The organism is Streptomyces sp. NPDC087844, assembly GCF_044742785.1.
GTDB lineage: Bacteria > Actinomycetota > Actinomycetes > Streptomycetales > Streptomycetaceae > Streptomyces.
Window position 1 is genome coordinate 307,305 of the sequence record NZ_JBIUVD010000004.1, and the last position, 26,218, is coordinate 333,522.

At 71.7% G+C, this 26,218-nt stretch carries 16 protein-coding genes, 1 tRNA gene and 1 pseudogene; 8 read left to right on the top strand and 10 right to left on the bottom strand.

All coding sequences use genetic code 11. From position 1 onward, the window contains the following. Positions 1-143 precede the first annotated feature (143 nt). Positions 144-231, top strand: a tRNA-Leu gene (locus ACIOKD_RS11230). Between the two features lie 163 nt (positions 232-394). On the opposite strand, the gene ACIOKD_RS11235 is transcribed toward ACIOKD_RS11230, so the two are convergent. Beyond that, positions 395-688 (bottom strand): hypothetical protein, encoded by a 294-nt coding sequence (locus ACIOKD_RS11235; protein ID WP_402081310.1) that lies wholly within the window; start codon positions 686-688, stop codon positions 395-397. Positions 689-1,316: 628 nt separating this feature from the next. Between ACIOKD_RS11235 and ACIOKD_RS11240 the strand changes: the two genes are divergently transcribed. Then, on the top strand, positions 1,317-4,577 hold the full coding sequence (locus ACIOKD_RS11240; RefSeq protein ID WP_402081312.1) for an AAA domain-containing protein: 3,261 nt from the start codon (positions 1,317-1,319) through the stop codon (positions 4,575-4,577). Between the two features lie 149 nt (positions 4,578-4,726). On the opposite strand, the gene ACIOKD_RS11245 is transcribed toward ACIOKD_RS11240, so the two are convergent. Beyond that, on the bottom strand, positions 4,727-5,170 hold the full coding sequence (locus ACIOKD_RS11245) for an ATP-binding protein (RefSeq protein ID WP_402081314.1): 444 nt from the start codon (positions 5,168-5,170) through the stop codon (positions 4,727-4,729). Between the two features lie 152 nt (positions 5,171-5,322). On the opposite strand from ACIOKD_RS11245, the gene ACIOKD_RS11250 reads away from it, so the two are divergent. The 4 genes from ACIOKD_RS11250 to ACIOKD_RS11265 all read left to right on the top strand — a co-directional run bounded on the left by ACIOKD_RS11250 (position 5,323) and on the right by ACIOKD_RS11265 (position 11,935). Continuing rightward, the gene (locus ACIOKD_RS11250) at positions 5,323-6,177 is read left to right on the top strand and encodes a helix-turn-helix domain-containing protein (protein ID WP_402081316.1); all 855 of its coding nucleotides are present in this window, start codon (positions 5,323-5,325) and stop codon (positions 6,175-6,177) included. Next, positions 6,174-6,380 (top strand): DUF397 domain-containing protein, encoded by a 207-nt coding sequence (locus ACIOKD_RS11255; protein WP_402081319.1) that lies wholly within the window; start codon positions 6,174-6,176, stop codon positions 6,378-6,380. The genes ACIOKD_RS11250 and ACIOKD_RS11255 overlap by 4 nt, the downstream gene beginning before the upstream one ends. A 196-nt stretch (positions 6,381-6,576) precedes the next feature. Next, the gene (locus ACIOKD_RS11260; protein ID WP_402081321.1) at positions 6,577-10,494 is read left to right on the top strand and encodes a Pls/PosA family non-ribosomal peptide synthetase; all 3,918 of its coding nucleotides are present in this window, start codon (positions 6,577-6,579) and stop codon (positions 10,492-10,494) included. 28 nt (positions 10,495-10,522) lie between these two features. After that, a complete protein-coding gene (locus ACIOKD_RS11265) occupies positions 10,523-11,935 on the top strand; it encodes a M1 family metallopeptidase (protein WP_402081323.1) in 1,413 nt (470 codons plus the stop codon). Between the two features lie 425 nt (positions 11,936-12,360). Here the strand turns inward: ACIOKD_RS11265 and ACIOKD_RS11270 are convergent, their stop codons facing one another. Further along, positions 12,361-12,693 carry a type II toxin-antitoxin system PemK/MazF family toxin gene (locus ACIOKD_RS11270; protein WP_402081326.1) on the bottom strand — a complete coding sequence of 111 codons (333 nt, stop codon included), beginning with the start codon at positions 12,691-12,693 and terminating at the stop codon, positions 12,361-12,363. Between the two features lie 196 nt (positions 12,694-12,889). Here ACIOKD_RS11270 and ACIOKD_RS11275 point away from each other — a divergent pair. Then, positions 12,890-13,153 (top strand): annotated as a pseudogene (locus ACIOKD_RS11275) (transposase); the annotation flags it as partial. A gap of 10 nt (positions 13,154-13,163) precedes the next feature. Continuing rightward, the gene (locus ACIOKD_RS11280) at positions 13,164-13,307 is read left to right on the top strand and encodes a hypothetical protein (RefSeq protein WP_402081329.1); all 144 of its coding nucleotides are present in this window, start codon (positions 13,164-13,166) and stop codon (positions 13,305-13,307) included. 107 nt (positions 13,308-13,414) lie between these two features. On the opposite strand, the gene ACIOKD_RS11285 is transcribed toward ACIOKD_RS11280, so the two are convergent. The 7 genes from ACIOKD_RS11285 to ACIOKD_RS11315 form a co-directional block, all read right to left on the bottom strand. Then, positions 13,415-14,299 carry a peptidoglycan-binding protein gene (locus ACIOKD_RS11285; protein ID WP_402081332.1) on the bottom strand — a complete coding sequence of 295 codons (885 nt, stop codon included), beginning with the start codon at positions 14,297-14,299 and terminating at the stop codon, positions 13,415-13,417. Positions 14,300-14,302: 3 nt separating this feature from the next. Then, a complete protein-coding gene (locus tag ACIOKD_RS11290; protein ID WP_402081335.1) occupies positions 14,303-15,901 on the bottom strand; it encodes a DUF6519 domain-containing protein in 1,599 nt (532 codons plus the stop codon). A 136-nt stretch (positions 15,902-16,037) separates the two neighbouring features. Then, the gene (locus ACIOKD_RS11295; protein WP_402081337.1) at positions 16,038-18,185 is read right to left on the bottom strand and encodes a hypothetical protein; all 2,148 of its coding nucleotides are present in this window, start codon (positions 18,183-18,185) and stop codon (positions 16,038-16,040) included. Next, a complete protein-coding gene (locus tag ACIOKD_RS11300) occupies positions 18,185-22,069 on the bottom strand; it encodes a putative baseplate assembly protein (RefSeq protein WP_402081339.1) in 3,885 nt (1,294 codons plus the stop codon). The genes ACIOKD_RS11295 and ACIOKD_RS11300 overlap by 1 nt, the downstream gene beginning before the upstream one ends. Then, positions 22,066-25,410, bottom strand: coding sequence for a putative baseplate assembly protein (locus tag ACIOKD_RS11305; RefSeq protein ID WP_402081342.1), 3,345 nt, complete (start codon positions 25,408-25,410; stop codon positions 22,066-22,068). Before ACIOKD_RS11305 ends, ACIOKD_RS11300 begins: the two co-directional genes overlap by 4 nt. Beyond that, the gene (locus tag ACIOKD_RS11310; protein ID WP_402081346.1) at positions 25,407-25,793 is read right to left on the bottom strand and encodes a GPW/gp25 family protein; all 387 of its coding nucleotides are present in this window, start codon (positions 25,791-25,793) and stop codon (positions 25,407-25,409) included. Before ACIOKD_RS11310 ends, ACIOKD_RS11305 begins: the two co-directional genes overlap by 4 nt. Beyond that, a complete protein-coding gene (locus ACIOKD_RS11315; protein ID WP_402081349.1) occupies positions 25,790-26,143 on the bottom strand; it encodes a hypothetical protein in 354 nt (117 codons plus the stop codon). The genes ACIOKD_RS11310 and ACIOKD_RS11315 overlap by 4 nt, the downstream gene beginning before the upstream one ends. Between the last annotated feature and the right edge of the window lie 75 nt (positions 26,144-26,218).

Consider the following 26,218-nt stretch of genomic DNA (forward strand, 5'->3'; position numbering starts at 1 on the left):
CAAGGCCGGACCACGCCCGTCACACGCCGTTCACGCCCGCCAACCGGCGGGCGTCAGGCGATCGGCCGGTGATCGGGGGCTCTCCAAAGCCTGGTAATGTTTCCTTCGTCGCCGCGAGGGGAACCCCGCGCGACAGACACCTTGTCCGGGTGGCGGAATGGCAGACGCGCTAGCTTGAGGTGCTAGTGCCCTTTATCGGGCGTGGGGGTTCAAGTCCCCCCTCGGACACCAGCGAAAAACCCCAGTTCACCTGGGGTTTTTCTGTTTTCCAACACCTGGAACCTGACAGGGCCGGTGTCCCGGACGCGGAACACCAGTCAGTCCACCGGTGCACGGGCGAGGGCACTTGTGGACTACCACCGTGCGAAAGGTGTGGACTCAGCCAGAGGTGAGGTCAGCGCTCGCGCTGCTCCTTCGCAAGACGGTTCGCACGTGAGCGTCGCGAGTCGGCCATGACGTTCACAGCCTTCCCCGCGCCCTGGCCGGGCGTTGCCTCGCCCTTACGCAGTCTGTCGGCGAGTTCGCGGACCTGCGGGTCGGCGGGGCCACGGTCGAGATGGAACAGGGATTCGTCGACGCGGGAGTCGTCACCGCCCCAGCGCACCACGCCGTCGCAGTCGCAGTCGCAGTCGCAGTCGCAGTCGCAGTCGCAGTCGCAGTCGCAGTCGGCGAGAATGTCGCGCAGCACTGTCTCCTGGAGCGGGAAAAGTCCGCCTTTCGGGTATGAGCCTGCAGGCCGATGGCGGGGGCCGCGCGCGAGCATCAAGGTGTCGGGGTCAGGCGCCCATACAGCAACGCGGTCCAGCCCAGTCACTCGCTGAGCGCCTCCACAAAACCTGCCCCCCGACCGGTTACGACTGACTACGGCCTGGAACCACGCGTTCCGTGCATAGCCCCAAGTGCCGCAGGTGACCGTACATGCAACCACCATGCACCAGGCAGTAGTTGCCACTGGTATGACCAAAAAGCACTCTGGCGCAGTGGCTGAGCGGAACTTGCGCCTCGTGCGTCACGGCAGGCGGTTACAAGCGCGCAAGCTACGAAGCGGAAGGCACGGGATGCGCTGCGTCTTGATCAGATTGACCACCTTTCGCTTGCTCTCCGGAAACGGCCGACAGCCCCCTCTCGGCCGTATCGACCGCCTGGCCCCGGTGCGGCGGGCAGGGATCGCCCGGACCGCACCGTGCCCGCGACGTTCACCGCGGATGACCTCGGTGTCACCACGGGTGCCTACTGGGTAGGGTCTGCGCGGAATCTGTCGCGAACGTGGATGGGGGCGACGGCAGATGGGGTGGCGCGAGGAGATCACTACTGCCTTGGGCGAACTGATCGCGGTCATGGGCGGGACGGGAAAACGACCGCGCTGGCAGCGGGTGGGGCGCGCGGTCCGCACCAAGGAGGAGGGCTGGTACGCGGTCGACGTGCGCGGTTCCGACATCGGACCGGACCAGCTGAACGACCTGCGCCTGGCGGGCCCGGATCCGGACGGCATCGAGGCGCAGGGGTTCTCCGTCTCCGAGACGGTGCAGAACGGCTCTCTGCTCACACTGAAGGTTGCCGAGTTCGCCGATCTGACGGATCCGTATCTGTGGATGTACAAGCAGCCACCGACCTTCCTCGTCACCGCCCTGCGCGACGGCATCGCGGGGCTGGGTGAGGCTCCGCTGGCGAGCGCGCTGGCTGCCGCCTCGATCGGCGGCACGTCCTCCTCGGATCCCGACCCTCCGGGGTTCCATCCCGCGCAGGGCGACGCCTACCGCGCGTGTCTCGGCGAGGGTGTCCATCTGGTGTGGGGTCCACCGGGCACGGGCAAGACCACCGTGCTCAGGCGAGCCATCGGCGACCTGATCGCCCGGGGCGAGCGGGTACTGCTGGTGTCCGCCACCAACATCGCGGTGGACAACGCCCTGTCGGGTGTGGTGAAGGAGAACCGGCACGGTCCCGGTGACATCGTCCGGGTGGGCCCTCCGCAACTCCGGGAGGTCGCCGACAACCCCGAGGTGTCGCTACCTCTCATGGTCCGCGAGCGGCTCACCGGGACGGCTGAGCGCCGACGCGGGATCGAGGCCGCGCTGGTGGACGTCCGCGCCCGTGCCGCGGAATTGGCCGCGTTGGACACCTCACTCGTGCGTTTCGATCCGGCCGCGTACTTCGAAGCCCTGAAGCTGCTGCGCACTCCCGGCCAGGATCCGGTCTCCGTACAGGACAAGGCAGTAGCGGCCGCAGCCCTGGCGAAGGAGGCCGTGACGGTACGGGACTCGGTGCGGCGAGGAGCGGAGGCGGCCCGCCGGAGAAGGGACGAGGCGCAGGCGTCGCGTCAGAAATGGGCCGCGGTCGACCGCCTGCGCAAGGAGCAGGCCCGCATCCTCAGGGCGGCGGAGCGCAAGGAGGCCGACGTCCTGTTGACCGATGACCACCTCCGCGATCTGCGGGAACAGGCGAAGCAACTCGACGCCAAGGGGTCCATGGCCCGGTGGCGCGCCCGTGAGAAACGGCAGGAGATCCAGGAGCAGCTGGCCGTCGCAGCTGAGGACGCGGCGCGCGAGCACCGTGCGGCGAAGGCCGCACGCATCACGGCGAACGCTCACGTCACCGCGCTGGAGACCGAGCTGGCGGGCCTCATCGCCGGCATCGCCCACACCCCTCAGCAGATCAACATGCTGGAGCAGGCCGTCATCTCGACGCAGTCCTCCTACAAGTCGGTTCTGGAACTCGTGACCGTCCGGCGCGACACAGCCACCCGCCTGGAGAAGGCCGTACTCAGCGCCCAGCAGGCAGCGGCGCTCACCGCCCTCGCCGAGCGGCAGAACTGGCCCGCCCGGCACGCCCGCGCCGAGCGGCTGCGCCCTCAGGTCGCGGCGGATGCCGCCCGGCGGGCCTCGCTGGAGGGCGAGTTCGAGCAGGTCCAGGAGGAGTACGAACGGCTCGCCCGCGACGCCGAGGGCGAAATCATCAAGAGTGCCAAGCTGGTGGCGACGACTCTCGCCCGGTTCCGCACCAACAAGGCGGTCTTCGAGGGCCCGTACGACGTCGTCCTGGTCGACGAGGCGGGGGCGGCGACCCTGCCCGAGGTGATCCTCGCGACCGCGAAGGCGACGCGCACCGCGGTCCTGCTGGGCGACTTCATGCAGCTCGGCCCGGTCATCGAGTCGCAGCTCAAGGATCTCGGCCGCCCGGACGTCAAGCGCTGGCTGCTCCCGGACGTCTTCCAGCACTGCGGAGTACGGGACCCGCAGGACGCGCAACGTCATCCGGCCTGCGTCGCCCTCGTCCAGCAACACCGCTTCGGTCCGGCGGTGATGGGGCTGGCCAACTCGCTCGCGTACGGGGGGATGCTGGAGGGCGGCCGGCAGATCGCGGCACCGAGGCCCGAGGACGACCCCGAGATCGTCATCGTCGACACCGACGGGCTGCACGAACTGGCCAGGCCCCACCTGACGGGCAGTCGCAGCGGCTGGTGGCCGGCCGGGTCCCTGATCGCCAGGGCGCTGGTGGAGTACCACCGCGCGCGAGGCGAGGAGACGGGCGTCGTCACGCCGTACGGCGTCCAGTCGGACGCGACCCTGGAGGCCCTGCGGGACGTGGAGAGCGGCGGCGGCCCGCTGGCGGAGGTGGGTACGGCACACCGTTTCCAGGGGCGGGAGTTCCCCGTCGTCGTCTTCGACACGGTCGAGGGCGCCGAGGGCAGGGACCTGTGGATGTCGATGGCACACCGGGGGACGGACGCCTCCGACTGGCTACGGGACGGTGTGCGCCTCTTCAACGTGGCGGCCACCCGTGCCCAGAGCCGCCTCTACGTCATCGGCAGCTGGGAGCGCATCGAGGCCGCGAAGGACGGCAGGGTCTTCGCGCACCTGGCCGCACTGGTCAACACCCCCGGGGTACGGCGGCTGCGGGCCAGCCACCTGATCACCCCGCCGCAGGAGAACGGACGGGACCTGGGCGGATTCGGCACGGAACTCGCCGACATCCTGGCGAGGCATGTCGAAGTAACCGGTATCGACGACGAGTTGACCTTCTACAGCACGTTCGAGGACGAGATCCGCAAGGCGGAGACCTCGCTGTGGCTGTGGGCGCCCTGGGTGGCGAAGCGCGTACGCGGCATCCTGCCCCTGCTGCGCGACGCGGTCCGACGCGGTGTACGCGTCACCGTGTTCCTCCGCGACGACACGGACCAGCTCCAGGGCCGCCCGGCCAACCAGGACCTCATCGCGGACCTCCGGGCCGTCGTCCCCACCGTCATCCCGGTCAACTTCATGCACCAGAAGATCGTGGTGGTCGACGAGCGGACAGTGATGATCGGCAGCCTCAACACGCTGTCCCAGTCCTGGACCCGTGAGGTGATGCTGACGATGCGCGGCGGCTACTTCGCCCGCAAGCTGCTGGAGATCCAGCACGCCGAGCTGTTCACCCGCCCACCCAAGTGCGCCCGCTGCGGCGGCACGAGCATCGAACTGCGCCGCCGCAAGAACAGCACCTGGTTCTGGCGCTGCTACGACACGGTGTGCAAGACGGGGGCGAACGGCCGGAGCAACGCCTGGAACCAGGATATTCGGCTGGGTGGCGGGAGGCGCTGAGAAGACTCCGCCGCCTCAGCGACACGGTCGCGGGAGGGTACGGTCACAGGAGCACTCCCTGAGGAGCCACCGTGGTCCCGAGCGCCCAGTCTCCGCTCCGGTCAGCGGCCTCGCCCACCGACGGTCCAGCAAGCCCGACACCACGAACTTCAGGTTGAAGAGACAGCCGAGCACTCGACCCACACGGTCTTGCCCGGGCCGACCCGGTCTCGTACGCCCCAGCGGGTGGCCAGTGCGTCGACCAGGAGCAGGCCTCGGCCCTGGTCCTCGTCCGGGGGCGGGGTTCTGCGGGTCGGCAGGGCGGGGTGCGTGTCCGTCACCTCGATGCGGATGACGCCTCGCGCCTCGTCACCGGCCAGGTCCAGGGCGAAGTCCCTTCCCGGTACCCGGCCGTGCAGGACCGCGTTCGCGGCCAGTTCGGCGACGACCAGGACCACCGTGTCGTGCACCTCCGTGCCGTAGGGGTGGCCCCACTCGGTGAGTTGGTGTGCGGCCAGCAGCCGGGCCAGGCGGGCGCCGCGTCTGGTCGCGGAGAAGCGCTGCGCGAACGTGCGGGTCGGCTGCGCGGGGGCGGGGATGTGAGGGGCTTGCATGCGCCTCAGCCTGCGGGGAGCGGCACCAGTGACAGCAGGGTCGGCGCCGATACAGATCGCGTTGTACGGGTTCACTCTCTGGACTGGGATGGTCGCTTTACGTAACCATTGATCCGCTCGACAGCACAGCAGCACTGGGGAAGGCGGCTTCAATGGCGACGGCTGACAACGGCGGCGGGGTGGGCGGGGGTTGTGAACCGGAACTGTCCGACAGCCTCAAGACCTTCGGCGCGGTACTCAAGGTCCTGAGGGAGGAAGCCCGGCTCACGCAGGAGCAGTTCGCGCCTCTCGTGCGTTACTCGACCGCGTACGTCGCCAAGATCGAGCAGGGGAGGCGGTTCCCTCCCCGGGAGTTGCTGGATCGCTCGGAGGAGGTGTTGGGTGCCGTTGCGGCACGGGTGTTGGCAGCGGCGGCGCGCAGCCTTACCCGTAAGGCGGGCCTGGCGTCCTGGTTCCGCCAGTGGGCGGGCATCGAGGAAGAGGCCATCTCCTTGTACGCGTACGAGTGCCGGGTGGTTCCGGGCCTGTTGCAGCCCGAGTCGTACATCCGGGCCCTCTTCGAGCGCTATCTCCCTCCGCTCACGGATGAACAGTCCGAACTCCAGGTGGCGGCTCGGCTGGCCAGGCAGCAACTCCTCGTCGAGCGCCCGAACACGTCGTTCAGCTTCGTTGTCGAGCAGGCGATTCTGGAGCGCCGGATGGGCGGAGTCGCGGTGACAAGAACCCTCGTGGAGCACCTCCTCACGGTTGGCCGCTACCGCAACGTGGAACTGCAGGTCATGCCATCGTTGCAGGAGGAACACGCGGGCGCCGAGGGCGACATGTATCTCGCCGAGACGCCCGATCACCGATGGGTCGGCTATGTCGAGGGGCACGGCAGCAGCCTGCTGATCACCGATCCGAAAGCCGCAAGTCACATGCTTCAGCGCTATGGCAAAATTCGCTCGCAGGCCCTGAGCCATCAGGCCACAACCAGCTTGCTGGAACAGATGCGAGGAGCGCTATGACTACCAGTGAAACGACCTGGTTCAAGAGCAGCTACAGCGGTGGCGGTGGCGACAACTGCGTCGAGGTCGCGGTGCACACCGCCACCGTCCACGTGCGGGATTCCAAGGACATTCGGAAGCAGTCGCTGGCCGTCTCGCCGGACACCTGGACGGCGTTCGTCGCCGCGTTTCCGTCATGTGTGGGGCAGATCTCGTCAAGGTGACATAACTCCACGTCAGAGGGGTGCGACGGCCGGTCCCAGGGCCCCGCACAGACCCGTTCGCGTCGCTGACGCGCGAGGTCGGGGCTAGCGTCGTACTAAAATTCCACGCTTGTTCGGAACTGACCGGAATACCCCCAGGCATACCTGGGGTCCGTCGGCTCCCCCGGGAGTTCCGGGAACGACATGTGAGGACCCGATGGCAGCCCTCCAGCATGGCCCCGCGTTCCAGTTGTCCGACGACGAAGTACGGGCCGAGTTCGGTGACCGGGCACGATTCTCCGCAGCCTCCGCACCTTCTGCGCGCACGCTCGTCGACATCCTCGACGCCTCCGTTCGCACGTATCCCGACGAGCCCGCCCTCGACGACGGCCGTCACTCCCTCACCTACCGTGCCCTGGCCACAGAGGTCGAGGCGTTGCGGCGGCGGTTGGGTGACGCGGGCGTCGGCCTCGGGGACCGCGTCGGCGTACGCGTGCCGTCCGGCACCAATGAGCTGTACGTGGCCGTTCTGGCCGTGCTGGCCGCCGGGGCCGCCTACGTGCCGGTGGACGCCGAGGACCCGGACGAGCGGGCCGAGCTGGTCTTCGGGGAGGCGGACGTACGCGCTGTCGTCGGGGCCGGGCACGAGCTGACCGTCGAGGGGCGGAGCGAGGTGCCCGCCTCGCGGCCGGGCGTCGGGCACGACGCGTGGATCATCTTCACCTCCGGTTCGACCGGCAAGCCCAAGGGTGTGGCCGTCACACACCGCAGTGCCGCCGCCTTCGTGGACGCCGAGGCCGGTCTCTTCCTCACCGAGGACCCCGTCGGGCCCGGTGACCGGGTCATGGCAGGGCTCTCCGTGGCCTTCGACGCCTCCTGCGAGGAGATGTGGCTGGCCTGGCGTTACGGGGCCTGCCTGGTGCCCGTACCGCGCTCGCAGGTGCGCAGCGGCGCCGACCTGGGGTCCTGGCTGATCGAGCAGGAGATCACCGTCGTCTCCACCGTGCCGACGCTGGCCGCCCTGTGGGAGCCGGAGGCGCTCAACGAGGTACGGCTGCTGATCTTCGGCGGTGAGGCCTGCCCGCCCGAACTGGTGCAGCGCCTGGTCACCGAGGGGCGCGAGGTGTGGAACACCTACGGACCCACCGAGGCCACCGTCGTCGCCTGTGCCTCGCTCATGACCGGCGAGGAGCCGATCAGGATCGGGCTGCCGCTCGACGGGTGGGAGCTGGCCGTCGTCGACGAGGCCGGGGAACCCGTGCCGATGGGCGGCAGTGGGCAGCTCGTCATCGGCGGGGTGGGGCTCGCCCGCTATCTCGATGCGGAGAAGGACGCCGAGAAGTACGCCCCGCTGACGTCGCTCGGGTGGGAGCGCGCGTACCGAAGCGGTGACCTGGTCAGGGCGGAGCCGGAGGGGCTGATCTTCCTCGGGCGGGCCGACGAGCAGATCAAGCTCGGCGGGCGCCGGATCGAGCTGGGGGAAGTGGACACCGCTCTCCAGGGGCTGCCCGGCGTCGCGGGCGCCGCTGCCGCCGTACGGACCGCGCGCGGCGGGAACCAGCTGCTCGTCGGCTATGTCGTCCTCCAGGACGAGGTGCAGGACAGCCTCCGGAAAGAAGGGCCCCAGGACGGCGGCTGGGATCACGCGGCGGCTGTCAAGCGGCTGCGGGCCGAGCTGCCCGCCGCCCTCGTCCCGCTGATCGCGCTCGTGCCCGAGCTGCCGACCCGTACGTCCGGCAAGGTCGACCGCGACGCGCTGCCCTGGCCGCTGGAGAACCTGGAGACCGGCGGACCCACCGAGCAGCTCTACGGGACCGAGGCGTGGCTCGCCGAGCAGTGGAGTGAGGTGCTGGGCATCCCGGTGGGTTCCGCCCGGGACGACTTCTTCGCGATCGGCGGCGGGAGTCTCGCCGCCGCCCTGCTCACCACGCGGCTGCGTACCCGCTACCCGAGCGCCGCCGTGCTCGACATCTACCAGCAGCCGGTGCTGCGGAAGCTGGCCCGGCATCTGGAGAAGTCCGCGCAGGGTGACGGTGCCGAGCGGTTGATCGCGCCGGTGCCGCCAAGGGCCAAGGTCGTGCAGCTGCTGGTGCTCCTCCCCCTGTTCGCGCTGCTCGGGCTGCGCTGGACGGTGGCGCTGGCCGCGCTCGGCAACGCGCTGCACTGGTTCGGGGCGTACCCGTGGGCGCCGACCGCCTCCTGGTGGCTGGTCGCCCCGCTGGCCGCCCTGCTCTTCAGCCCGCCCGGACGGCTCGCGATCGGGGCCGGCGGGGCGCGGCTGCTGCTGCGGAACGTGACGCCGGGGCGGTATCCGCGCGGCGGGAGTGTGCATCTGCGGCTGTGGACGGCCGAGCGGCTCGCCGAGTTCAGCGGAGCGACCTCGCTGACCGGGTCCTGGCTGGAGCGGTACGCGCGTGCGCTCGGCGCCAAGATCGGGCCCGACGTCGATCTGCACTCGCTGCCGCCCGTGACCGGCCTGCTCAAGCTGGGCCGCGGTGCCGCCGTGGAGTCCGAGGTGGATCTGTCGGGGCACTGGCTGGACGGCGACCGGCTGGAGATCGGCGCGGTCAAGGTCGGCGCGCACGCCGTGGTCGGCACCCGGAGCATCCTCTTCCCCGGCGCCCGCGTCGGCAAGCGGGCCGAGGTGGCTCCCGGTTCCGCCGTGGTCGGGCACGTCCCGACCGGTCAGCGGTGGGCCGGCGCGCCCGCGGCCAAGCTCGGCAAGGCCAAGCGCGACTGGCCCAAGGAGCGCCCCCAGAAGGGTATGTACTGGCGTGTGATGTACGGGGCGGCCGGGTTCGCGCTGACGATGCTGCCGGTGGTCTCCGGACTTGCCGCGCTGCTCGTGGTGGGCGCCTTCGTCGCGCCGGACGCCGGGCTCGTCGACGCCCTGCGTGGTGCCGCCGTGGCGCTGGTGCCGGCGACGCTCGCCTTCGGTCTCGCGTTCGCCCTGCTCCTGCTGGTCGCCGTGCGGGTGCTCAGCCTCGGGCTGCGGCCCGGTACGCATCCGACGCACAGCAGGATCGGCTGGCAGGCCTGGACGGTCACCCAGCTGATGGACCGCTCCCGGGAGACGCTGTTCCCGCTGTACGCGGGACTCGTCACGCCGGTGTGGCTCCGGCTGCTGGGGATGCGGATCGGGCGGGGCGCCGAGGTGTCGACCGTCCTCGCGCTGCCGAGCCTGACGACGGTCGGCGAGGGCGCGTTCCTGGCCGACGACACGCTGACCGCGCCGTACGAACTCGGCGGCGGCTGGATGCGTATCGGGCGGGCCGAGATCGGACGCCGGGCCTTCCTCGGGAACTCCGGGATGACCGGACCTGGCCGCTCGGTGCCGGACGGCGGCCTGGTCGGGGTGCTGTCCGCGACGCCGAAGAAGGCCAAGAAGGGCAGTTCCTATCTGGGGCTGCCGCCGGTCAGGCTGCCCCGCTCCACGCAGGGCGGCGACCAGAGTCTGACGTACGACCCGCCCGTGCGGCTGCTGTGGGCGCGCGGGCTCGTCGAGCTGTGCCGGATCGTGCCCGTCTTCTGCTCGGCGGCGCTCGCCGTACTGACGGTGGCCGCGCTGAGCGCGCTGGGGGCGTGGGCCTGGGCCCTTGCCGGGTTGGTGCTGCCGGCTGCCGGGGCCGCGGCGGGGCTGCTGTCCGTGGTCGCGAAGTGGCTGCTCGTGGGGCGTCACCGCGCCGGTGAGCACCCGCTGTGGAGCGGTTTCGTGTGGCGAAACGAGCTGGCCGACACCTTCGTCGAGGTCGTCGCCGTGCCGTGGTTGGCCGGGTCCGTGCCGGGTACCCCCGTCATGAACCTGTGGCTCCGCGGCCTCGGCGCCCACATCGGCAGGGGTGTCTGGGTGGAGAGCTACTGGCTGCCCGAGACGGATCTGGTGACACTGGAGGACGCGGCGACGGTCAACCGTGGCTGTGTGCTGCAGACCCACCTCTTCCACGACCGGATCTTGAGGACGGATACTGTGGTCCTCCGTGAGGGCGCCACCCTGGGCCCGGGCGGAATCGTTCTGCCCGGCAGCACCGTCGGGGCGCGCAGCACACTGGGACCCGCGTCCCTCGTCATGGCGGCGGAGTCCGTTCCCGACGACACCCGTTGGCTGGGCAACCCGATCGAGGCGTGGCGTTCCTAGGCGCGACTCGTACGGCGCCCGGGAGGCGATGCCGGCACGCCGTACGAGCACAGCGCAGGGAGCAGACACTTCAGTGGTTCAGCAGACAACGGGAGCGGATCCGTACTTCCCGGCCAACGGTGATCCCCGCTACCGGGTGCACCGGTACGAACTCGCCCTGGACTACCGTCCGGGACCCAACCGGCTGTCCGGCACCGCGCGCCTGAACGCCATAGCGGGCCGCTCGCCGCTCGCCGAGTTCCAGCTGAACCTCGCCGACTTCCGGATCGGACGGGTCAGGGTCGACGGGCGGGCCCAGCACTACACCCACCGGGGCGGCCGGCTGCGGATCCGCCCGGGGAAGGCGATCCGCGCCGGGGCCGCGTTCACCGTGGAGATCCACTGGTCGGGCAATCCCAAGCCGGTCCGCAGTCCGTGGGGTGGGATCGGCTGGGAGGAGCTGGAGGACGGGGCGCTGGTGGCGAGCCAGCCGGTGGGGGCGCCGTCCTGGTACCCGTGCAACGACCGGCCCGCCGACAAGGCCTCGTACCAGATCGCCGTGACCACGCCGTCGGCGTACTCGGTGGTGGCGGGCGGGCGGCTGCTGACGCGTACGCCCAAGGCGTCCACGACCACCTGGGTGTACGAGCAGGCGGCGCCGACGTCCAGTTATCTGGTCGGGCTCTCCATCGGCAAGTACCAGACCGTGCTGCTCGGCGATCCGGGTCTTGGCGGGGTTCCGCAGTCGGGGCACATTCCGGCCCGGCTGCTCACCGAGTTCTCGCGGGACTTCGCGCGGCAGCCCGCGATGATGACGCTCTTCGAGGAGCTGTTCGGGCCTTATCCGTTCGGTGAGTACGCGGTCGTGGTCACCGAGGAGGAGCTCGACGTGCCCGTGGAGGCGCAGGGGCTCTCACTGTTCGGTGCGAACCATGTGGACGGGGGGCGGGGGTCCGAGCGGCTGGTCGCGCACGAGTTGGCGCACCAGTGGTTCGGGAACAGTGTGAGCATCGCCGACTGGCGGCACATCTGGCTGAACGAGGGGTTCGCGAAGTACGCGGAGTGGTTGTGGTCCGAGCGGTCGGGTGGGCGTAGCGCGCAGGCCTTGGCCGGGATCGCGCACCGAGGGCTGGCCGGGAAGCCGCAGGATCTTCGGCTGGCCGATCCCGGGCGGAAGCTGATGTTCGACGATCGGCTGTATGAGCGGGGCGGGCTCGTGTTGCACGCCGTGCGGTGTGCGTTGGGGGATGAGGTGTTCTTCCGGATGTTGCGGGGGTGGGTTTCCGTGCATCGGGGTGGGGCTGTTACCACTGCTGCGTTTGTTGCGCATGTGGCTCGGTATTCGGCTGAGCCGTTGGATGAGCTGTTTGCCGCGTGGGTCTATGAAGGGGCGTTGCCGGTGTTGCCTTCTGCGGGGGTGGCTATTCCTGAGCGGCCTTCTTATCCGCCCAGCGGGGGGTAGTGGCGGCCTCCAGCGCGCAGTCAGCGATCGCGAACCGGATGCGGCCGGCCGTCTCCACCAGCTCAGTGGCGTCGGGTTCGACGGCTGCGGACGCGGGCGGCGGCGGAGCTGGACGGCGAGGATTTGGCCAGGTGCCTGGTCTGCGGGGCACGTTGTGTGGCGGGGGCGGACCGGCGGGCGAACGCCGTCTACTGCTGATGGTGCGAAGTCCGTGTCCGAGGGGATCGAGAAGAGCGCTGACACCGGCGAGAGGGTCGGCAGTGTCAGCGCGTCCCGTTACGCCGAGATCGTGGCCGAGCTGCGGCCCTCAATTGTTCACCACAGCCCTCGCACACCCGCTCGCCGGCCCGCCCGGCGCCCTCGGACACCACGGCGGCGTAAAGGCCGGGGCTACCCACCGAGCCGCTTCGCCTACCCGAGTTCGCCTACCCGAGTCCACCGAGACGGAGGGCGTCCCTGATCTCGCTGAGCTTCGCGGAGCCCAGGACGCCCGCTCGCTCGATCAGGTCGTCCCGGGCCACTGTGGTCAGCCACGTGCAAGGGGTGAAGCCTGGACGAGGGAGCGCGATCCGCAGCACGCCTTCAAAGGGCAGTCCTTCCACGGCTCCTACTACCACTTCAACGCCCAGACCGCTGAGGTCGACGCCCGCCGGAGCGACAATCTGCATCACCTGGATCCCGGACGCGTCGTCCTCCGACAACAGCACGACCGGCCGCCGCTCGTCGAACGCGACCCACCAGACTTCGCCACGTTGCACCTGTCCTCCTGGCACTCGTTCTCCTGGCACATGTCCTCCTGGCACAGGACGGCAGGCGGACGCTGCGCGGCCCTGACGTGTTGGGGAGACGGGTGCGTCCCCCGTTGATCGTCGGTGTGTGAAGACTGAGGATCATGCGGTGGCCGCAGGTCACAGCGTAGACCCTGCGCGCCGGCAGGAGGCGTTCGAGCGCCTGATGCGCGAGAACTGCTGGACCATCACCGAGTGGGCTGGGGACAGGACCCCGGACGGCATGCAGCATCCGCTCGGCCAGGCCGAGAAGGACGCCGACCAGGTACGCGACGACCTGCGCGAGTACGTGGTGGAGCACCTGCACGACGACCAGGCGGTGCCGGTGCTCGACGAGCCCGGGGACGTGAAGAAGGGCATCGGTGCAGTCGGCGTCCAGCGCCAGTACACCGGCACCGCCGGCAGGATCGAAAATGCCCAGGTCGCCGTCTGATCGGTCTATGCCGGCCGGAGCGGGCACGCGGCAGTGGACCGGGAACATGGGGCCGCCGTCGACCTGGCGGACCCCGCCCTCCGGCAGCCGCCGGCTGCTGATCCGCCGCCCCGTCCACGACACTGCCCACCGGCTCGGCTGGCTGGTTTGACTGGCGACGCCGTTACCAAGCCCGGTCCCAGGCCGGCCACTACCGACGACAAGCCGCACAGCCGCACACCCGCACAGGAATGAAGATCACTGACTACGGCTGGAGTACTAGTTGGGCTTGGGGACCTTCAGGGCGTCCCATGTTTTCTTGCCTGGGATGCCGTCCGCGTCCTTGCCTTTGTAGCCCTGTTTCTGTTGCCAGGCCGCGTAGGACTTCCTGTCTGCTTCCGTCCAGTCCGGGCCTGGGCCCGATTCGTAGCGGCCGCAGCCTTCCGCCACCAGGCGGCGGCCCATCGCTGTGATGACGGCGGACTTCTGGCCTATGTGGAAGAAGGCGCTGCCGGGGAACGGGACGTACGACGGTTTGGGGGGCGTCGTGGGGGGCTTGGGAGTGGTGGGTTTGCCTTTCAGTCGGTTCGCTATGCGGGTGCGCATGCTGTCCATCGTGAAGCCGCGCGGGTCGATCTTGCCGGGCTGCCACTCCTTGTGGCCGATCACGGACCGCTCGCTCCAGCCGTGGGCGCGGCAGATCGCGGCCGAGACCTTCTCGATGGCCTCCTTCTGGACCTCGGGCCACGGGTCCTTGCCGTTGCCGAGGTTGATGCACTCGAAGCCGTAGAAGTGACGGTTGCCGTCGGTGTCCGCCTCGTTGTCGGCCGGGAGCTTCGTCTCGTTGACGACGGCTCTCAGGACGTCTCCGTCACCCAGGCCCGCGTGGTTGGCGCGGCCGTTGCCGACCAGGTGGACCTCGCCCTTCTTGTCAATGACTCCGTGACACAGGGGGCCGGGCAGGCCCGAGTAGCCGTCGTAGCAGATGTCGACGGAGGCGGCGGTGCCCGAGGTGACGGTGTGGTGGATCATCACGCCGTTCATGGGGCCCCAGGCGCCTTTGCTGTTGCGGTTGTGACTGCGCCAGTTGCGGACCTCGTGGACCGTCAGGCCCTCCGCACGCAGGATCTCCAGCAACTTGGACGCGGTCAGTGGCGTGGCCATGGGTTACTTCTCTCCTTGTGCGTCTGCGTCTGCGTCTGCGGCGTTCTCCGCCTCCGCGGTGGTCTGCGACCTGCCGCCTGACGGGTCGGCTGCCTCTGCCCGCTGTTCCTCCTCGCGGGCCCTGGCCTCCGCCGCGAGCGTCGCCTCGTCCGCCGCCGGGATGTCGGTGGCGAGAGGTGCGAAGGCGAGGCGGAGGTCCACGGCGCCCGCCTCGCCCTTGACCAGGGCCAGCGGCGCGAAGTGGCGGGTGATGCCGGCCGGGGGCTGGAGCAGGGGCCTGCGGGACCGGTCGGCCGGCCATTCGACGCCGCCGGTCGCGGTGCGGGCGGGCACGGTCCAGTGGTCGCCGGTGCGGTAGGCGCCGCCCTTGGCGAAGTACACCTCGACACCGTCCTCCAAGGGCAGCCACTCCCCCTCCGTGACAGGAACCGCGCCGCCCCGCGGGGTTGTCGTGCGGCCCTTGCGCCGTGGTCCCTCGTGGTGGTCCCAGCGGCGCAGGAACGGGTTCAGGTGCGGCAGCCTGCCGACGCCCGGTTCCGGCTCCGCCGACAGACGTACGCGGCGGCCGGGAAGGTCCAGCTCCTCGACCCTCAGCAGGGGCAGGGGTTCGAGGCGGGAGGCGTACGCGCTGTCCGTGAACTCGACGCGGTCGCCCACGTCCAGGTCCAGTTTGTCGTCGTGGCCGAGGGACGCCAACTCCACCCACATGCCGTCCAGTTCGTGCACCGGGAAGACCACGGAACCGTTCTCGCGCGACCACTTGAACGAGGCGTCCTTCGCCTCGCCGCCCGCGTGGATCTCGACTCGGTACAGCTGGTTCTCCGGGCCCCGGTAGCGCGCGTCCGGCTTGACCAGGCAGGGGTCCTCGTCGGCGTGTCCGGGGCGTTCGGCGCGGGCGGCCAGGCGGGCCGTGGAGATGGTCTGCCTGGCCGCCCAGCGGGTGAAGGCCTCGCGGACCGTGTCCTTCGAGGGTTCGGGTTCCTCGATCTGCAGGTCGCCGAGCGCCAGGGGCAGGACCTGCCAGACGACCTTGGCGCGGGCGGCGGTGTCCGGCATCGCCGCGCCGAGCGCGACCTCCCGCAGCGTCGGGTCCTCGGCCGCGGTGACCGCGCGCTCCCAGACCTGGAGGTAGGCGACGAAGGGCGCCCGGGCGGGCGAGGGCAGCCGGTCGCCGGGCTTCTCCGGGTCGCGGAAGCCGTCCGGCTGGTCCCAGTAGGTCCAGTGCGGCGCCGGCCGCGCGGTGTCCTGCCCGTCGCTGTCCGCGCTGTCCGCGCTGTCCTCCGCGTCCTCGTGCGGTACCGGGACCCCGGCGGCCGGGCGGTCCGCGTCGCACAGGATGCCGTCCACGTAGTAGCGGCCGCCGTGGATGTGGAGGGTGTCGATGTCGTGCTTGCCGCCGACGTACTCGATCCGGAAGCCGGCCGCGTCGCGCGGTCCGCCGTGCGGGCCGATCAGGTCGGCTGTGAGCGCGCGGGCCTGATGGAGCTGGATCGCGGTCTGTTCGTTGGCGTCCGCGTCGAGCTGGACGCGGCCCTGCTGGACCAGGACCGCCGAGTAGTGCCGCTCCGGGCGGAAGGTGGAGCGGGAAAGGTCTGCGTGCATGAAGGGTGTCCCCCTGGTTTGGAAAGCGCGGTTCACAACTGCCAACCGCTGTCGTCGAAGTCGTGGGGCGGAGAAGGCGGGCGGGGCGCCTCGGTCGGGCCTGTCGGGTCGGTCGGGTCGGTCGGGTCGGTCGGGTCTACGTCACGAAGAAGATTCCGGCGTCCGTTCCCGCCGGCGTGTACTCCGCGAGCCGCGCCCGCAGGTTGTCCTCGCGCTGGGGCCGGTACAGGTCGTGGAAGGCGCCGAGTTCGGCCCCGTCCTCGGCGCCGCGCCGGATCTCCTCCGCGACCCGGTCGGCCGGCAGCCCGTACCAGGGCGTCCCGTAGCGCGTGGACGTGAACCGCGGGCGTACCCGCAAGGCCCGGCCGGGGCCCGCCAGGTCCGGCTGGCAGCGGTACCTGCGGGGCGTACGGGAGCCGGTGGGGACGTACGAGAAACGCAGGCAGCCGATGCCTCGGCGGGCCACGTGGAGGCGGCCGGTGAAGAGCGAGTTCTCCGCGATGCGGACCGCGTGGGTGTGGATCTCGCCGATCACCGTCGTGCGGTGCAGGTGCAGGACGGCGTGGGCGTGCCGGCAGTCGGGGGCGGAGAGTGCCTCGCGGTCGTCGGCGGTGGCGTCCAGGATGCTGTCGCGCAGGTGGATGTCGAGGGGCTCCTCGGAGACCTCGTCACCGATGACCTCGATGGTGCCGAGGACGCTGTGCTCGATCTGGAGGCACGCGGTGGTGCGTTCCAGGACGATGCTCGGTTCCTCCGGGGAGTGCGGGTCGCACTCCGGCTCCAGGGACCAGCCGGGCACGAGTGTGCAGTGGCGTACGACGACGGCGCACATCGGGCCGGTGACGTTGATGCCGCGGCCGGTGACGAGCAGCCCGTCGAGCACGATCCGGGGCCGCTCGCCGGGCGCGCAGTCGTCGGAGACGGCACGGATGTTGAGGGCGTCGGGGCGGTTGCTGTACCAGTCGAGCAGCCGGATCACCGGGCGCGTGCCCTCGGCGGCGCGCAGTTCCAGCCGGTCGCCCGGGTCGAGGTCGAAGTCCAGCTGCTCCTGGTAGGCACCGCTGTGGGTGATCTCGATGATGCCCTCGGGTCCGCAGCGGCCCGCCCGGCGGTCGTGCTGCCAGGCCCGGTAGGCGTCCATGATCTGCCGGTGGGTCTGACCGGGGCCGACCCGGAACACGGTGGCGTCCGGACGGGGCTCGCGGTCCCGTACGTACTCTCCGCCGCCCAGGTCGGCGCCGGACGCGTAGTGGTAGTCGACCCAGACGCCTTTGCGGGGCGCGGTCCTCGCGCCGAAGGCGATGCGGCCGAGTTCGGGGTCGACCGCGACCTGGCCGCGCTTGGGGCGGTAGCGCCAGTCCGACAGGTCGGCGACCACGAGGTCGGAGGGCGGTACGGGCCGGTCCTCGCCGTCGCGCCGGATGACGAAGCTCTTGCCGGGGCCGTAGTGGTCGGCGAGGCGGTCGTGGAGGCGACGGCGCCGGATGAACGCCGGGACGTTGTCGATCTCCGCGATGTGGTGGGGCGAGGGCTCGGGGACCGGTTTGGTGACGAGCGGGGTGTCGTTGCCGAGGATGGAGAAGGTGTAGAGGTTGCGGGCCCGGTCGACGCAGTACGCGGGTGACGACGTCAGCGAGTGCGCCTTCAGCCGCCAGACGAACAGTCCGACGCCCGCCGGGGTCCAACCCCCCTGCCGGCGGCGGGAGTCGGCCCTTCGTACGTCGGCCGAGCGGGCCACCTCACCGAAGGGGCCGCCCGCCAGGTCGAGCGCGGAGCCGTCCCTGAGGTCGGCCAGCCGCCCGCGGGTGCCGCGCCCCGCCGCATCGGTTCCGGCCTCGTACAGCTTTACGGGCTGCTGGTGGGAGAGGTGGCGGGAGAGTTCGACGGCGCGTGCGGGCCAGCCGGCCACGTTCTCGGAGAGCTCTTCGAGGAGGTGGAGGGTGCCCTTGCGGCGGCGGTTCGCGACCGTGGCGGCGACGTCGGCGCGGGGTGCGACGGCCTCGGTGAGCGCGGCCGGACTCCCGCCGCGCAGACCAGGCGTGAGCACACGTTCGTACCCCGGCAGGGTGCGGTAGCCGACCAGGTCGCCGAGGTACGGCAGCACCCAGGGGGCCGCCGTCTCGACGAACAGGTCCTCGTAGCCCTGCTCGACCCCTTCGCGTACGAGGTCGAGCTGTTCGGCCATGACGGCGAGCAGGGCGCGCAGGGGTTCGCCCTCCTGGGCGTCGCGCAGCCGGTGCCACTGGGGAAGCAGCTCGGCGAGTCCGTCCGGTTCCCTGGACATCAGTTGACCTCCGTCAGAATCAGGGTGTCCGCGGCCCTCGGCGACAGCAGGGCGAGCTGGGCGGGGCGGATGCCGCGGAAGACGTACACCGAGCGGCCCTTCGCCAGGCGGCGGGTGTCGGTGATGTCGGGGTTGAGGCGCAGGAGTTCGGTGAGCGGGACGCCGTAGCGGGCGCAGATCCCCGACAGCGTCTCGCCGTCCTTCCTGCGGACGGTGTGGGTCCTCTCGTCGTACGTCGCTCCGCGCGCCGGGACCGAGGCCTTCGGCAGGCCGGGGTTCGCGAGCAGCTCTGTCAGCTCCCCCGCGGTGGTGGAGGCGGGTACGCCGGTGAAGACGTCGACGTCCACGTAGTCGACACCGGGCACCCGGTGGGCCGTGGCCAGGATGTCGGAGAGGCGGGCGGTCTGCCCCAACTCACGTCCTTGGAAGCCCAGTTCGCGCAGGAGTGCCTGGCGCAGGCGTGCTTCGACGAGCTGCCAGGAGTGGTCGGGCGCCACCTTCACCTTCGCGGACACGAGGAGTGCGACGAGTTCGCGGGCGTCCACGCGGACCGGGAGGTTCGGGTCGCCGTACTCGGTGAGCGCGGCGCGCAGGGACCGCAGGAGGGGCGAGTCGCCGCCGTCGCCGGCTCCCGTCCCGACTCCGGCTCCCCCGATCGGCACGTCGTCCGTGCCGGCGACGGTCACGTGCAGCACACGCCGCCGGCCGTCGAAGAGTTCCCGCGCGGCGGCCCGGCCGACGCCGGCCCGGGAGCGGGCGAAGTCCTCGTAGTCGGCCTCCGACACCAGGCGGTCGAGCGCCGAGACGGCGAGCGGGATCGTGCGGCGCGTCAGGGCGGGTCCGTCGGCGTCCGCTCCGCCGGTGGCCGGGCGCGGGTTGGTGACCGCGGAGACGCCCAGGGGCCGGGTGAGGGCCTGGGTGACGCGGCCCGCGGGGACGTTGGCGGCCCGGCCCGTGCCGAAGCGGTAGCGGGCGTGGATGTTCTCGTGGCCGCCGGGCAGCCGGGCGCCGTGGACGCCGTCGCCGAAGGTCACGGTGGTGCGGCCGTCGGCGGTGCTGCCGGTGATGTAGACCTGCTCGCGCGGGCCGCGTCCGGCGAGGCTGTCGACCTCGTGCCAGAGCACGCCGTCGGCCCTGACCTCCAGGACGGGGGCGGCCCCGAGCGGGTTGTCGTCGGCGAGCCAGGTGAGGGGCGACTGCCAGAGCGCGAACGTCTGGTTGGCCCGCTCCGGGTCGCCGCCGCCGATCGCCTCGTCGCGGGACTCGCCGTGCGTCGCCTCGACCACGTTGCCGAGGATCCGCACGCTGTCGCGGCGGTAGCGGTACGCGAGGTCCGTGGTGAGCGTCAGCTCGGTGTGCACGTGGTCGCCTGGCAGGCGCGGGTCGAGCGCCGGTTGGGCGGCGGCGACGGTGACGACCTCGGTGGCCCGTACGGCGGTGGCGCCGGGCAGGTCGCTGCGCTCCCCGTCGACGATCAGGGTGCGGCCGGGCCGCAACCCGTCGTACAGCTCGGCGAGTTCGATGTCGTTGCCGTGCACGTCCTCGCCGAGCGGTTCGTCGGCGAGGCGCAGCGGTTCGCCCGCCGCGTGCACGGTGGTGTCGCGGATGTGCGAGAGCAGGACGTCGAACTCGTCCAGCCAGGGGTCGGCCAGGACGAGTTCGGTGCCCCGGCCGGTGATGCCGTAGTTGGTGTACGCGGCCGTCCGCGCCGACACGACCTTCGTGGTGACGTACGCGAGGGCGGGATCGCCCGGGATGCCGCCCTCGGCCCCCTTCGTGGGGCGCTGGATCGCCACCCAGCTGCCTACCGTGATGCCGTCGCGCACCGAGTCCAGCTGGAGCAGGCGACGGTTGGCGGGCGCGGGTTTCGAGGCGATGACCACCTCGACGTTCGGGGCGGCGCTGCCCACGGTGTAGGTGAGGCCGACCTCGTACTCGCCGTGCGTGAACTGCTCGGGGACGCCGGGCCGGAGGGTGACCTGTTCGCTGGTGCCGTTGTGGACGCCCACGTGGACCAGGCCGTCCTCGTCGGGGCGGGACACGAAGAGGGTGCGCTCGGGCAGGCCCGCCCGCAGGACCGCGGTGACGCCGGGCTCCTGGGCGGCGGCGGGCCGCTCGTCGGGCCGGCTCTGTTCGCTGTCCTGGACCGCGTGGGTGTTCAGGTCCACCTCGCCCGTGCCGAGCCGGAAGGTGACCGGTACGGCGAGGGGGAGGTTCTCCGCGCGCTGGTCGGAGCTGCTGCCCTCGACGTACTGGAACTCCGCCCGCACCGGGGCCTTGCCCGCCGTGTCGAACACGACACGCATGCTGACGAGGGAGGCGCCGGTGAGGGGCCAGTCCGCGGTGCGGATGACCCGGCCCCGGTCGTCCTGGACGGGTTTGAGCGGGGCCATCGCGCCGAAGGGGGCGGTGGTCACGCGCAGGGCGAGCAGCTCGCGCAGGAGCTGTGGGGTGCCGGGGGCGGCGGCCGTGCGCCAGGCCGGGTAGAGGCCGCTCAGGCCGGGGTCGAGGACCGAGAGCAGTCGGGCCGTGTCCGCGCCGGGGCGGCGGGACCTGCGCCCGGCGGTGGAGGACGGTGACGGTGCCCTGCCGCGGAGGGCGGGCAGGACGGAGCCGAGGGCCTGGAAGGCGGCCTCGTGGCGGCCGGTCGCCGACGCGGGCGCGCTCCGGGCCACTGCCGCCGGCGGGCCCTCCCCCTCCTCTGGCGGGACCGGCTGGGCGGGCGCCAACTCCAGTGCGCGCTCGCCCAGTTCGGCCAGTACGGCTGCCAGCTGCTCGAACCAGGCCGCCACGTCCTCGTACGGTGTCGCGAGGACCTGGGCCTCGCCGAGGCGTGCGCCGGGCTCGGCGAGGCGGGCCGCGAGGCTCTCCGGTGTGCCGATGCCGTCCAGGTCCGCGCGCAGCGGGGCGAGGACCTGGTCGTCGAGGTCGTCGATCAGGCGGCTGACCGGGCGCGGGTTGGGCACCTGTGGTGTGGGCGGTTCGTCGCCGGGCTCGCCGGGGGCCGCGGGCTCGGTGGTCCAGCGCCGTACCTCGTCGACGAGTTCCCGCAAGGTGGGCGGGGCCGACCGGGGCAGCCCGATGGCGGTGATCTCGTCGTCCCGGTCGACACGGACGCTCGCCACGGGCAGCAGCAGCCGCCGGGCACCCGCCTGTTCGCCGAAGACGAAGAGCAGCTGGTCGCCCACGGCCAGGGAGTTGGCTGTGCCGGCGACGAACAGCGCGGACCGGCGCTCCAGATCCTCGGGGGTGACGAGGGAGGGGCGGCGGCGCCGGACCTTCAGCTCGTTCCAGTCCCAGCGGGCCGTCAGGTCACGGCTCGTCTCGAAGGTCTGCGACTCCTCGTCGGCGGACGCGGGCACGCTGTGGCTGCGCGCGCCCCGCGGGATGACCACGGGCAGGCTCTCGGCGCGCGGGTCCCGTTCGAGGCTGTACGCCAGATGGGTGGCGGCGGCGACGCCCGGACGCGGCCGGTGGCCTACCAGCCGGCCCAGCAGCACCAGGGAGCGGTGTTCGTCCGCCGTGCGCAGGTAGGCCTCGTCGGCGATCCGCTCGGAGTGGAAGGTGAGCAGGTCGCCCAGGACGGCGGTGGCGTCGAGCAGGCCGATCGCCGGGTCGTCCGGGGTGCGGACCGTCAGCCCGCGCAGCGCCGGGTACGCGGGTGAGGCGAGCCGGTCGAGCAGGGCGGCCAGGAAGGAGCCGTGGTCGCCGACGCGGTAGTCGAGGGCGGTGCGGCCGGGGGGATTGTGGAGCGGGGCGGGGGCGAGGCGCTCGTCGTGACCGCCGCACGCGCCACCGCCGCACGCGCCACCACCGCGACCGGTGCCGCCATCGGGCCCGTATCCGTCGCCGCACGCTCCGCCGCAGGTGCAGTCGTCGCTCATCGGGCACCTCCGAGGGAAATCGTCAGCCGGCCGTTCTCCGGCCGGTCGGGGTCGTTGTCGCAGGTGGCGATCTCCAGCGGGCCGAGCCGCAGCACGCCGTCCCCCCTCTCTCCTCGGTCCTCGTGGAACTGCCTTCGCAGCCGGGTGACGTGGACGCTCCGCACGCCCGGCACCGCGGCCGCGACGGCGACCAGGCGGCTGAGCCGGACCGGTTCGCCGAAGGTGAGCGCGTCCGGGTGGAAGAAGCCGAGCCGTCCGCCGGGGAGGCGGCCCCGGCCGAGTACGCGGTACAGCTCGGCCAGGATCTGCCCGTGCTGGTGGCCCGGGACCGCGCAGACCCGCAGCGCGATGTCGAGCGGCACCGGCCGGGCGGCGCCGACGACGAGGTCGTGGCCGATACGGCGGTACGCCTCCAGCGCCCAGGTCACCTCGGCGAGCAGGCCCGCGGAGGGTTCCCCGGTGCCGTACGCGTCCACGGCGATGTGGGCCTCCTGGCCGCTGCCGGTCCAGCGGAGCGTGGCGGCGGCCCGCTGGACGCCGGGCAGGGCGGCGGCGAGGGCCGCGTAGTCGTCCGCGGTGACGGCGCGCAGCCTGGTGCGGCGCAGGTCGAGCGGGGCCGACTGGCGTACCTGCTCGACCGGTTCGGGTTCCGTACCGCCGGTGGCGGGCAGCGGGTTGCGTACGCCTGCCACGGGCGGGTGCTCGCAGTCGGCGGTGAGCAAGAGGTGGTTGACGGCCTCCGCGCCCACGTTGCCCGCGGTGCCGCCGCCGAGCCGGTAGCGGAGTTCGAGCCGGGTTCCGGGGGTCGGCCTGGCGGCGTGCCGGCCGTCGCCGAAACGCAGGGCGAGGCGTCCGTCGTCCCGCAGTTCACCGACGAAGTGGCGGTCGCGGGGGGTGCTGTCGAGGAGGTCGCGGCGTGGCTCCCAGGTCGTGCCGCCGCGACGGCTGTTGTGGCCGCCGTGGCCGTCATGACCCTCGTGGCCGTCATGGCCGTCATGGCCGTCATGGCCCTGGTGGTCCCGGTGGCTCTGGTGGCCGTCGTGGCCTTGGTGCAGCTCGTGCAGCCGGACGGCGGGCAGGGCCTGTCGTGGGTCGGGCCGCAGGGCCGCCGAGGCGGGGCCCCGCAGGACCTGTTCACCCGGGTGCAGTCCGTCCGCGTACGCGGGCCCCCAACTGTGCGCGATCTCCCAGGCGATGTGTCCGTCGAGGACCGTGCCCGCGCGGGCCCGTGCCGTGAGCACCTCGACGCGCTGGAGCTTGGCGTGGAGCAACCGGTCGCTGCGGAAGAGCAGTTCGCGCAGGGCTCGGACCGGGTGGCGGCGCAGTTCGAGCCGCTCCAGGACCTTCAGGCCGTAGAGCACGGTGAGTTCGGCGATCTCCTGTTCGCCGAGCCCGTCGCGGTCGCGGGCGCTGCGCCACAGTTCGGTGAGCCGCTGCTCGATCCGCCCCGGGATGGCGGCGATCCGCTCGGCCTGGCCGGTGGCGACGGCCCGGGGGTCCGGGAACGGCACGGCCTGTGTCACGGGTGAGTGGCCGAGCACGGGCCGGAAGCGGGGTGCGATGCCCGGGTACACGGACTGGGCGAGCAGGGTTCTGAGGGCCGCGGCCTGGGCGTACGCCGTGCCGGGCACGACCCGCCCCTCGCTCTGCTTCCCCTTGCGGCCGGGGCGCCGTCCGGTGAGTTCCAGGCCGAGTCCGGCGCGCACGGTCGCGTCCTCGCCGACGACGTCGAACAGCTCGCGGATGTCGCCGGGGGTCAGCGGTTCGCCGCGCTCCCCCTTGTCCGTGAGGGAGTTGATGAGCCGGGCGGGCGCGTTGCCCTCGTCGGGGTCGGCGCAACCGAACGCCGGGGCGCCGCAGGAGCCGACGACGGCGGGACCGGGCGGTACGGTCACCGTCTCCGTCTCCGTCACCGTCTCCGTCGCCGTCTCCGGGATGCCTTCGCCGCGCGGGTTCAGTGAGCGGCCGTGGTCGACGAGGACGACGTTGCCGCGGGCGACCGTCACGTCCTCGACGGGCTCGCAGCCGCGTCCGCCGCGGGTGGTGAGGCAGAGGGGGAAGCGCAGCGCGTCCTGGGCGGCCCAGGTGACCTCCAGGACGGGCTGGTCCTCGATCCGGTCGACGGCGGGGGTGACGGAGGTCAGCCGGACCACCTGCCGGTGGGCGGGGTCGGCGTCGCCGGGGGTGCCCGAGCGCGGCCCCTTCACCTCCTCCACGACCAGCAGGTCACCTGCCCGCAGCGCGAGTCGGCGTTCCTCCCGGGTCTCCGTGTCGCGCCACTCGTCGCGCAGGGTCGCGGCCGTCGCGCCCCTGGGCAGGGAGCGCACCTCGCCGCCCCAGGTCCACAACCGGATCGCGTTGTGGGCGGACCGCAGCTCCAACGGGTCGGTGGCCACGACCGGTTCGAAGACCTCCACGGAACCGCGCTCGTCGAGGTCGGTGAGGTCTCCGTCACCGATGACCGTGCCGGGCGCCGGACGGTCGTGCGGGTCGAGTGAGCGGACGTCGACGGAGGCGAAGCGGTATGTGCCCGGGAGCAGCGTGTGCTCGCCGGCGGTCTCCACGGTGACGTAGGTACGGGCGTTGCAGCCGTCGTGCATCGCGTAGTCGATGAGCCGGACGTGCCGGCGGACCGAGACCCGGCGGCGCGCGGTGTCGAGGTACGCCTCCGTGGCGACGGCATCCTGCTGATAGCTGATCTGGTCGCCGGTGTACGCGAGCATCTCGACGAGCGTCGTGCCCAGGTCGGCGGGGTTGCGCTCGATCCAGTCGGGAGTGGTGAGGGCGAGCCGGTCGAGGAGCAGTTTGCGGATGGTGTCGTAGTCGCGGGCGGTGTAGTCGACGACGGGCGCCTCGGGGAAGTCCCGCGTCCCGTGGGGCGAATCCGCGCCGTGCTCGTCCGCGCAGTCGAAGGGGGTCGGGCGGTCGGGCCGGAAGGCGAAGGAGGCGCTGTGATAGCGCTGGTCGAAGCCGCGGTACGGCTCGGTCCCGGGACGCCCGTACGGGTCGGTCTCCACCAGGGAGAGCCGGTAGCGGGACGTGTCGCCCGCCTGGTCAAGGGTGACGTACAGCCGGTCGTCGAGCTCGGGGTCCTCCTCGCGCTCGACGCTGATGTCGACGGCCTCGATGCCAGTGATACGGCGGCCGCCGTCGATGCGTACGTTCTCGGCGCACAGGCCGTGCGGGGCCTTGCCGAGGAAGGTGACGGTGAGGGTGAGCCCGTCGTCGCTGACCTCCACCGCGTCGACTCCGTTGAGCTGGGCGGCTCTCGCCTTCGCCCGCCGGGAGGCGGTCGGGGGAGGGGTCGGGGGCGGGGTCGTGTTTGAGGTCGGGGCCGTCATGCCGCGGCCCTCCCTTCGAAGACGTCGTCGCGGCGCGTCCCGGTGGAGCGCACGGCGTAGGAGAGGTGGACCCGGATCGTGTCGTCCTCGCCCACCACGTCCAGGGCCTCGATCTCGACGAGGTCGCCGAGCCAGCGCTGCAGGGAGGCCTGCACGGACAGTTCGAGGGTGCTGGTGAGTTCGGGGCTGTGCGGCGCGAACACCAGGTCGAGCAGTCCGCAGCCGAAGTCGGGGCGCATCACCCGTTCGCCTGGGCTGGTGAACAGCACCTGTTCGATCAGGTCGCGCACGTGCTCGTCGTGGCGGGCGTGCGCGGTGCGGCCCCGGCGGTCGGCCCTGAAGGGGAACGCGATGTCGGTACGGGGGCGGGTGCGTGGGCTCATCGGACGGTCACCTTTCGCCGGTCGGCCTGGACGACGGGCGGCCCCTGCGGCACGAACGCGGCCGTGAAGCACTCGGCCGCGGAGATGTCGAGCAGGACGGGCGAGCCGCCGGCCGTCACTCCGGTGCTCCCGGCCGTCCAACGGACGGAGACACACGGCTCGGGCACTCCGTCGACGGTGTGCGGGCAGCCGGTGACGACGTACGCGTGCGCGGCCGTGGCGACGGGATGCCCGTCCATCAGCACGGTGGAGTCGGATGTGGTGGCGGTGGTGGCGCGCCCGCCGTGTGGGCAGCTGATCACGGCGCCTGCGCCGAGCAGGCTCCCGGCCGCCCCTGTCGCTCTGGACACTTGATGGTTCCCCCGTCTTCCGTTCACTGTCGTTTCCCCACCGCTGTCGCTGTCGCCGGAACTGTGGCCGTGGCT

Coding starts and splice junctions, on each gene's coding strand:
- ACIOKD_RS11265 (WP_402081323.1), top strand. CDS start 10,523: ATGCCGGCACGCCGTACGAGCACAGCGCAGGGAGCAGACACTTCAGTG.
- ACIOKD_RS11300 (WP_402081339.1), bottom strand. CDS start 22,069: ATGAGCGACGACTGCACCTGCGGCGGAGCGTGCGGCGACGGATACGGG.
- ACIOKD_RS11305 (WP_402081342.1), bottom strand. CDS start 25,410: ATGACGGCCCCGACCTCAAACACGACCCCGCCCCCGACCCCTCCCCCG.
- ACIOKD_RS11260 (WP_402081321.1), top strand. CDS start 6,577: ATGGCAGCCCTCCAGCATGGCCCCGCGTTCCAGTTGTCCGACGACGAA.
- ACIOKD_RS11250 (WP_402081316.1), top strand. CDS start 5,323: ATGGCGACGGCTGACAACGGCGGCGGGGTGGGCGGGGGTTGTGAACCG.
- ACIOKD_RS11295 (WP_402081337.1), bottom strand. CDS start 18,185: ATGTCCAGGGAACCGGACGGACTCGCCGAGCTGCTTCCCCAGTGGCAC.
- ACIOKD_RS11255 (WP_402081319.1), top strand. CDS start 6,174: ATGACTACCAGTGAAACGACCTGGTTCAAGAGCAGCTACAGCGGTGGC.
- ACIOKD_RS11290 (WP_402081335.1), bottom strand. CDS start 15,901: ATGCACGCAGACCTTTCCCGCTCCACCTTCCGCCCGGAGCGGCACTAC.
- ACIOKD_RS11285 (WP_402081332.1), bottom strand. CDS start 14,299: ATGGCCACGCCACTGACCGCGTCCAAGTTGCTGGAGATCCTGCGTGCG.
- ACIOKD_RS11280 (WP_402081329.1), top strand. CDS start 13,164: ATGCCGGCCGGAGCGGGCACGCGGCAGTGGACCGGGAACATGGGGCCG.
- ACIOKD_RS11310 (WP_402081346.1), bottom strand. CDS start 25,793: ATGAGCCCACGCACCCGCCCCCGTACCGACATCGCGTTCCCCTTCAGG.
- ACIOKD_RS11245 (WP_402081314.1), bottom strand. CDS start 5,170: ATGCAAGCCCCTCACATCCCCGCCCCCGCGCAGCCGACCCGCACGTTC.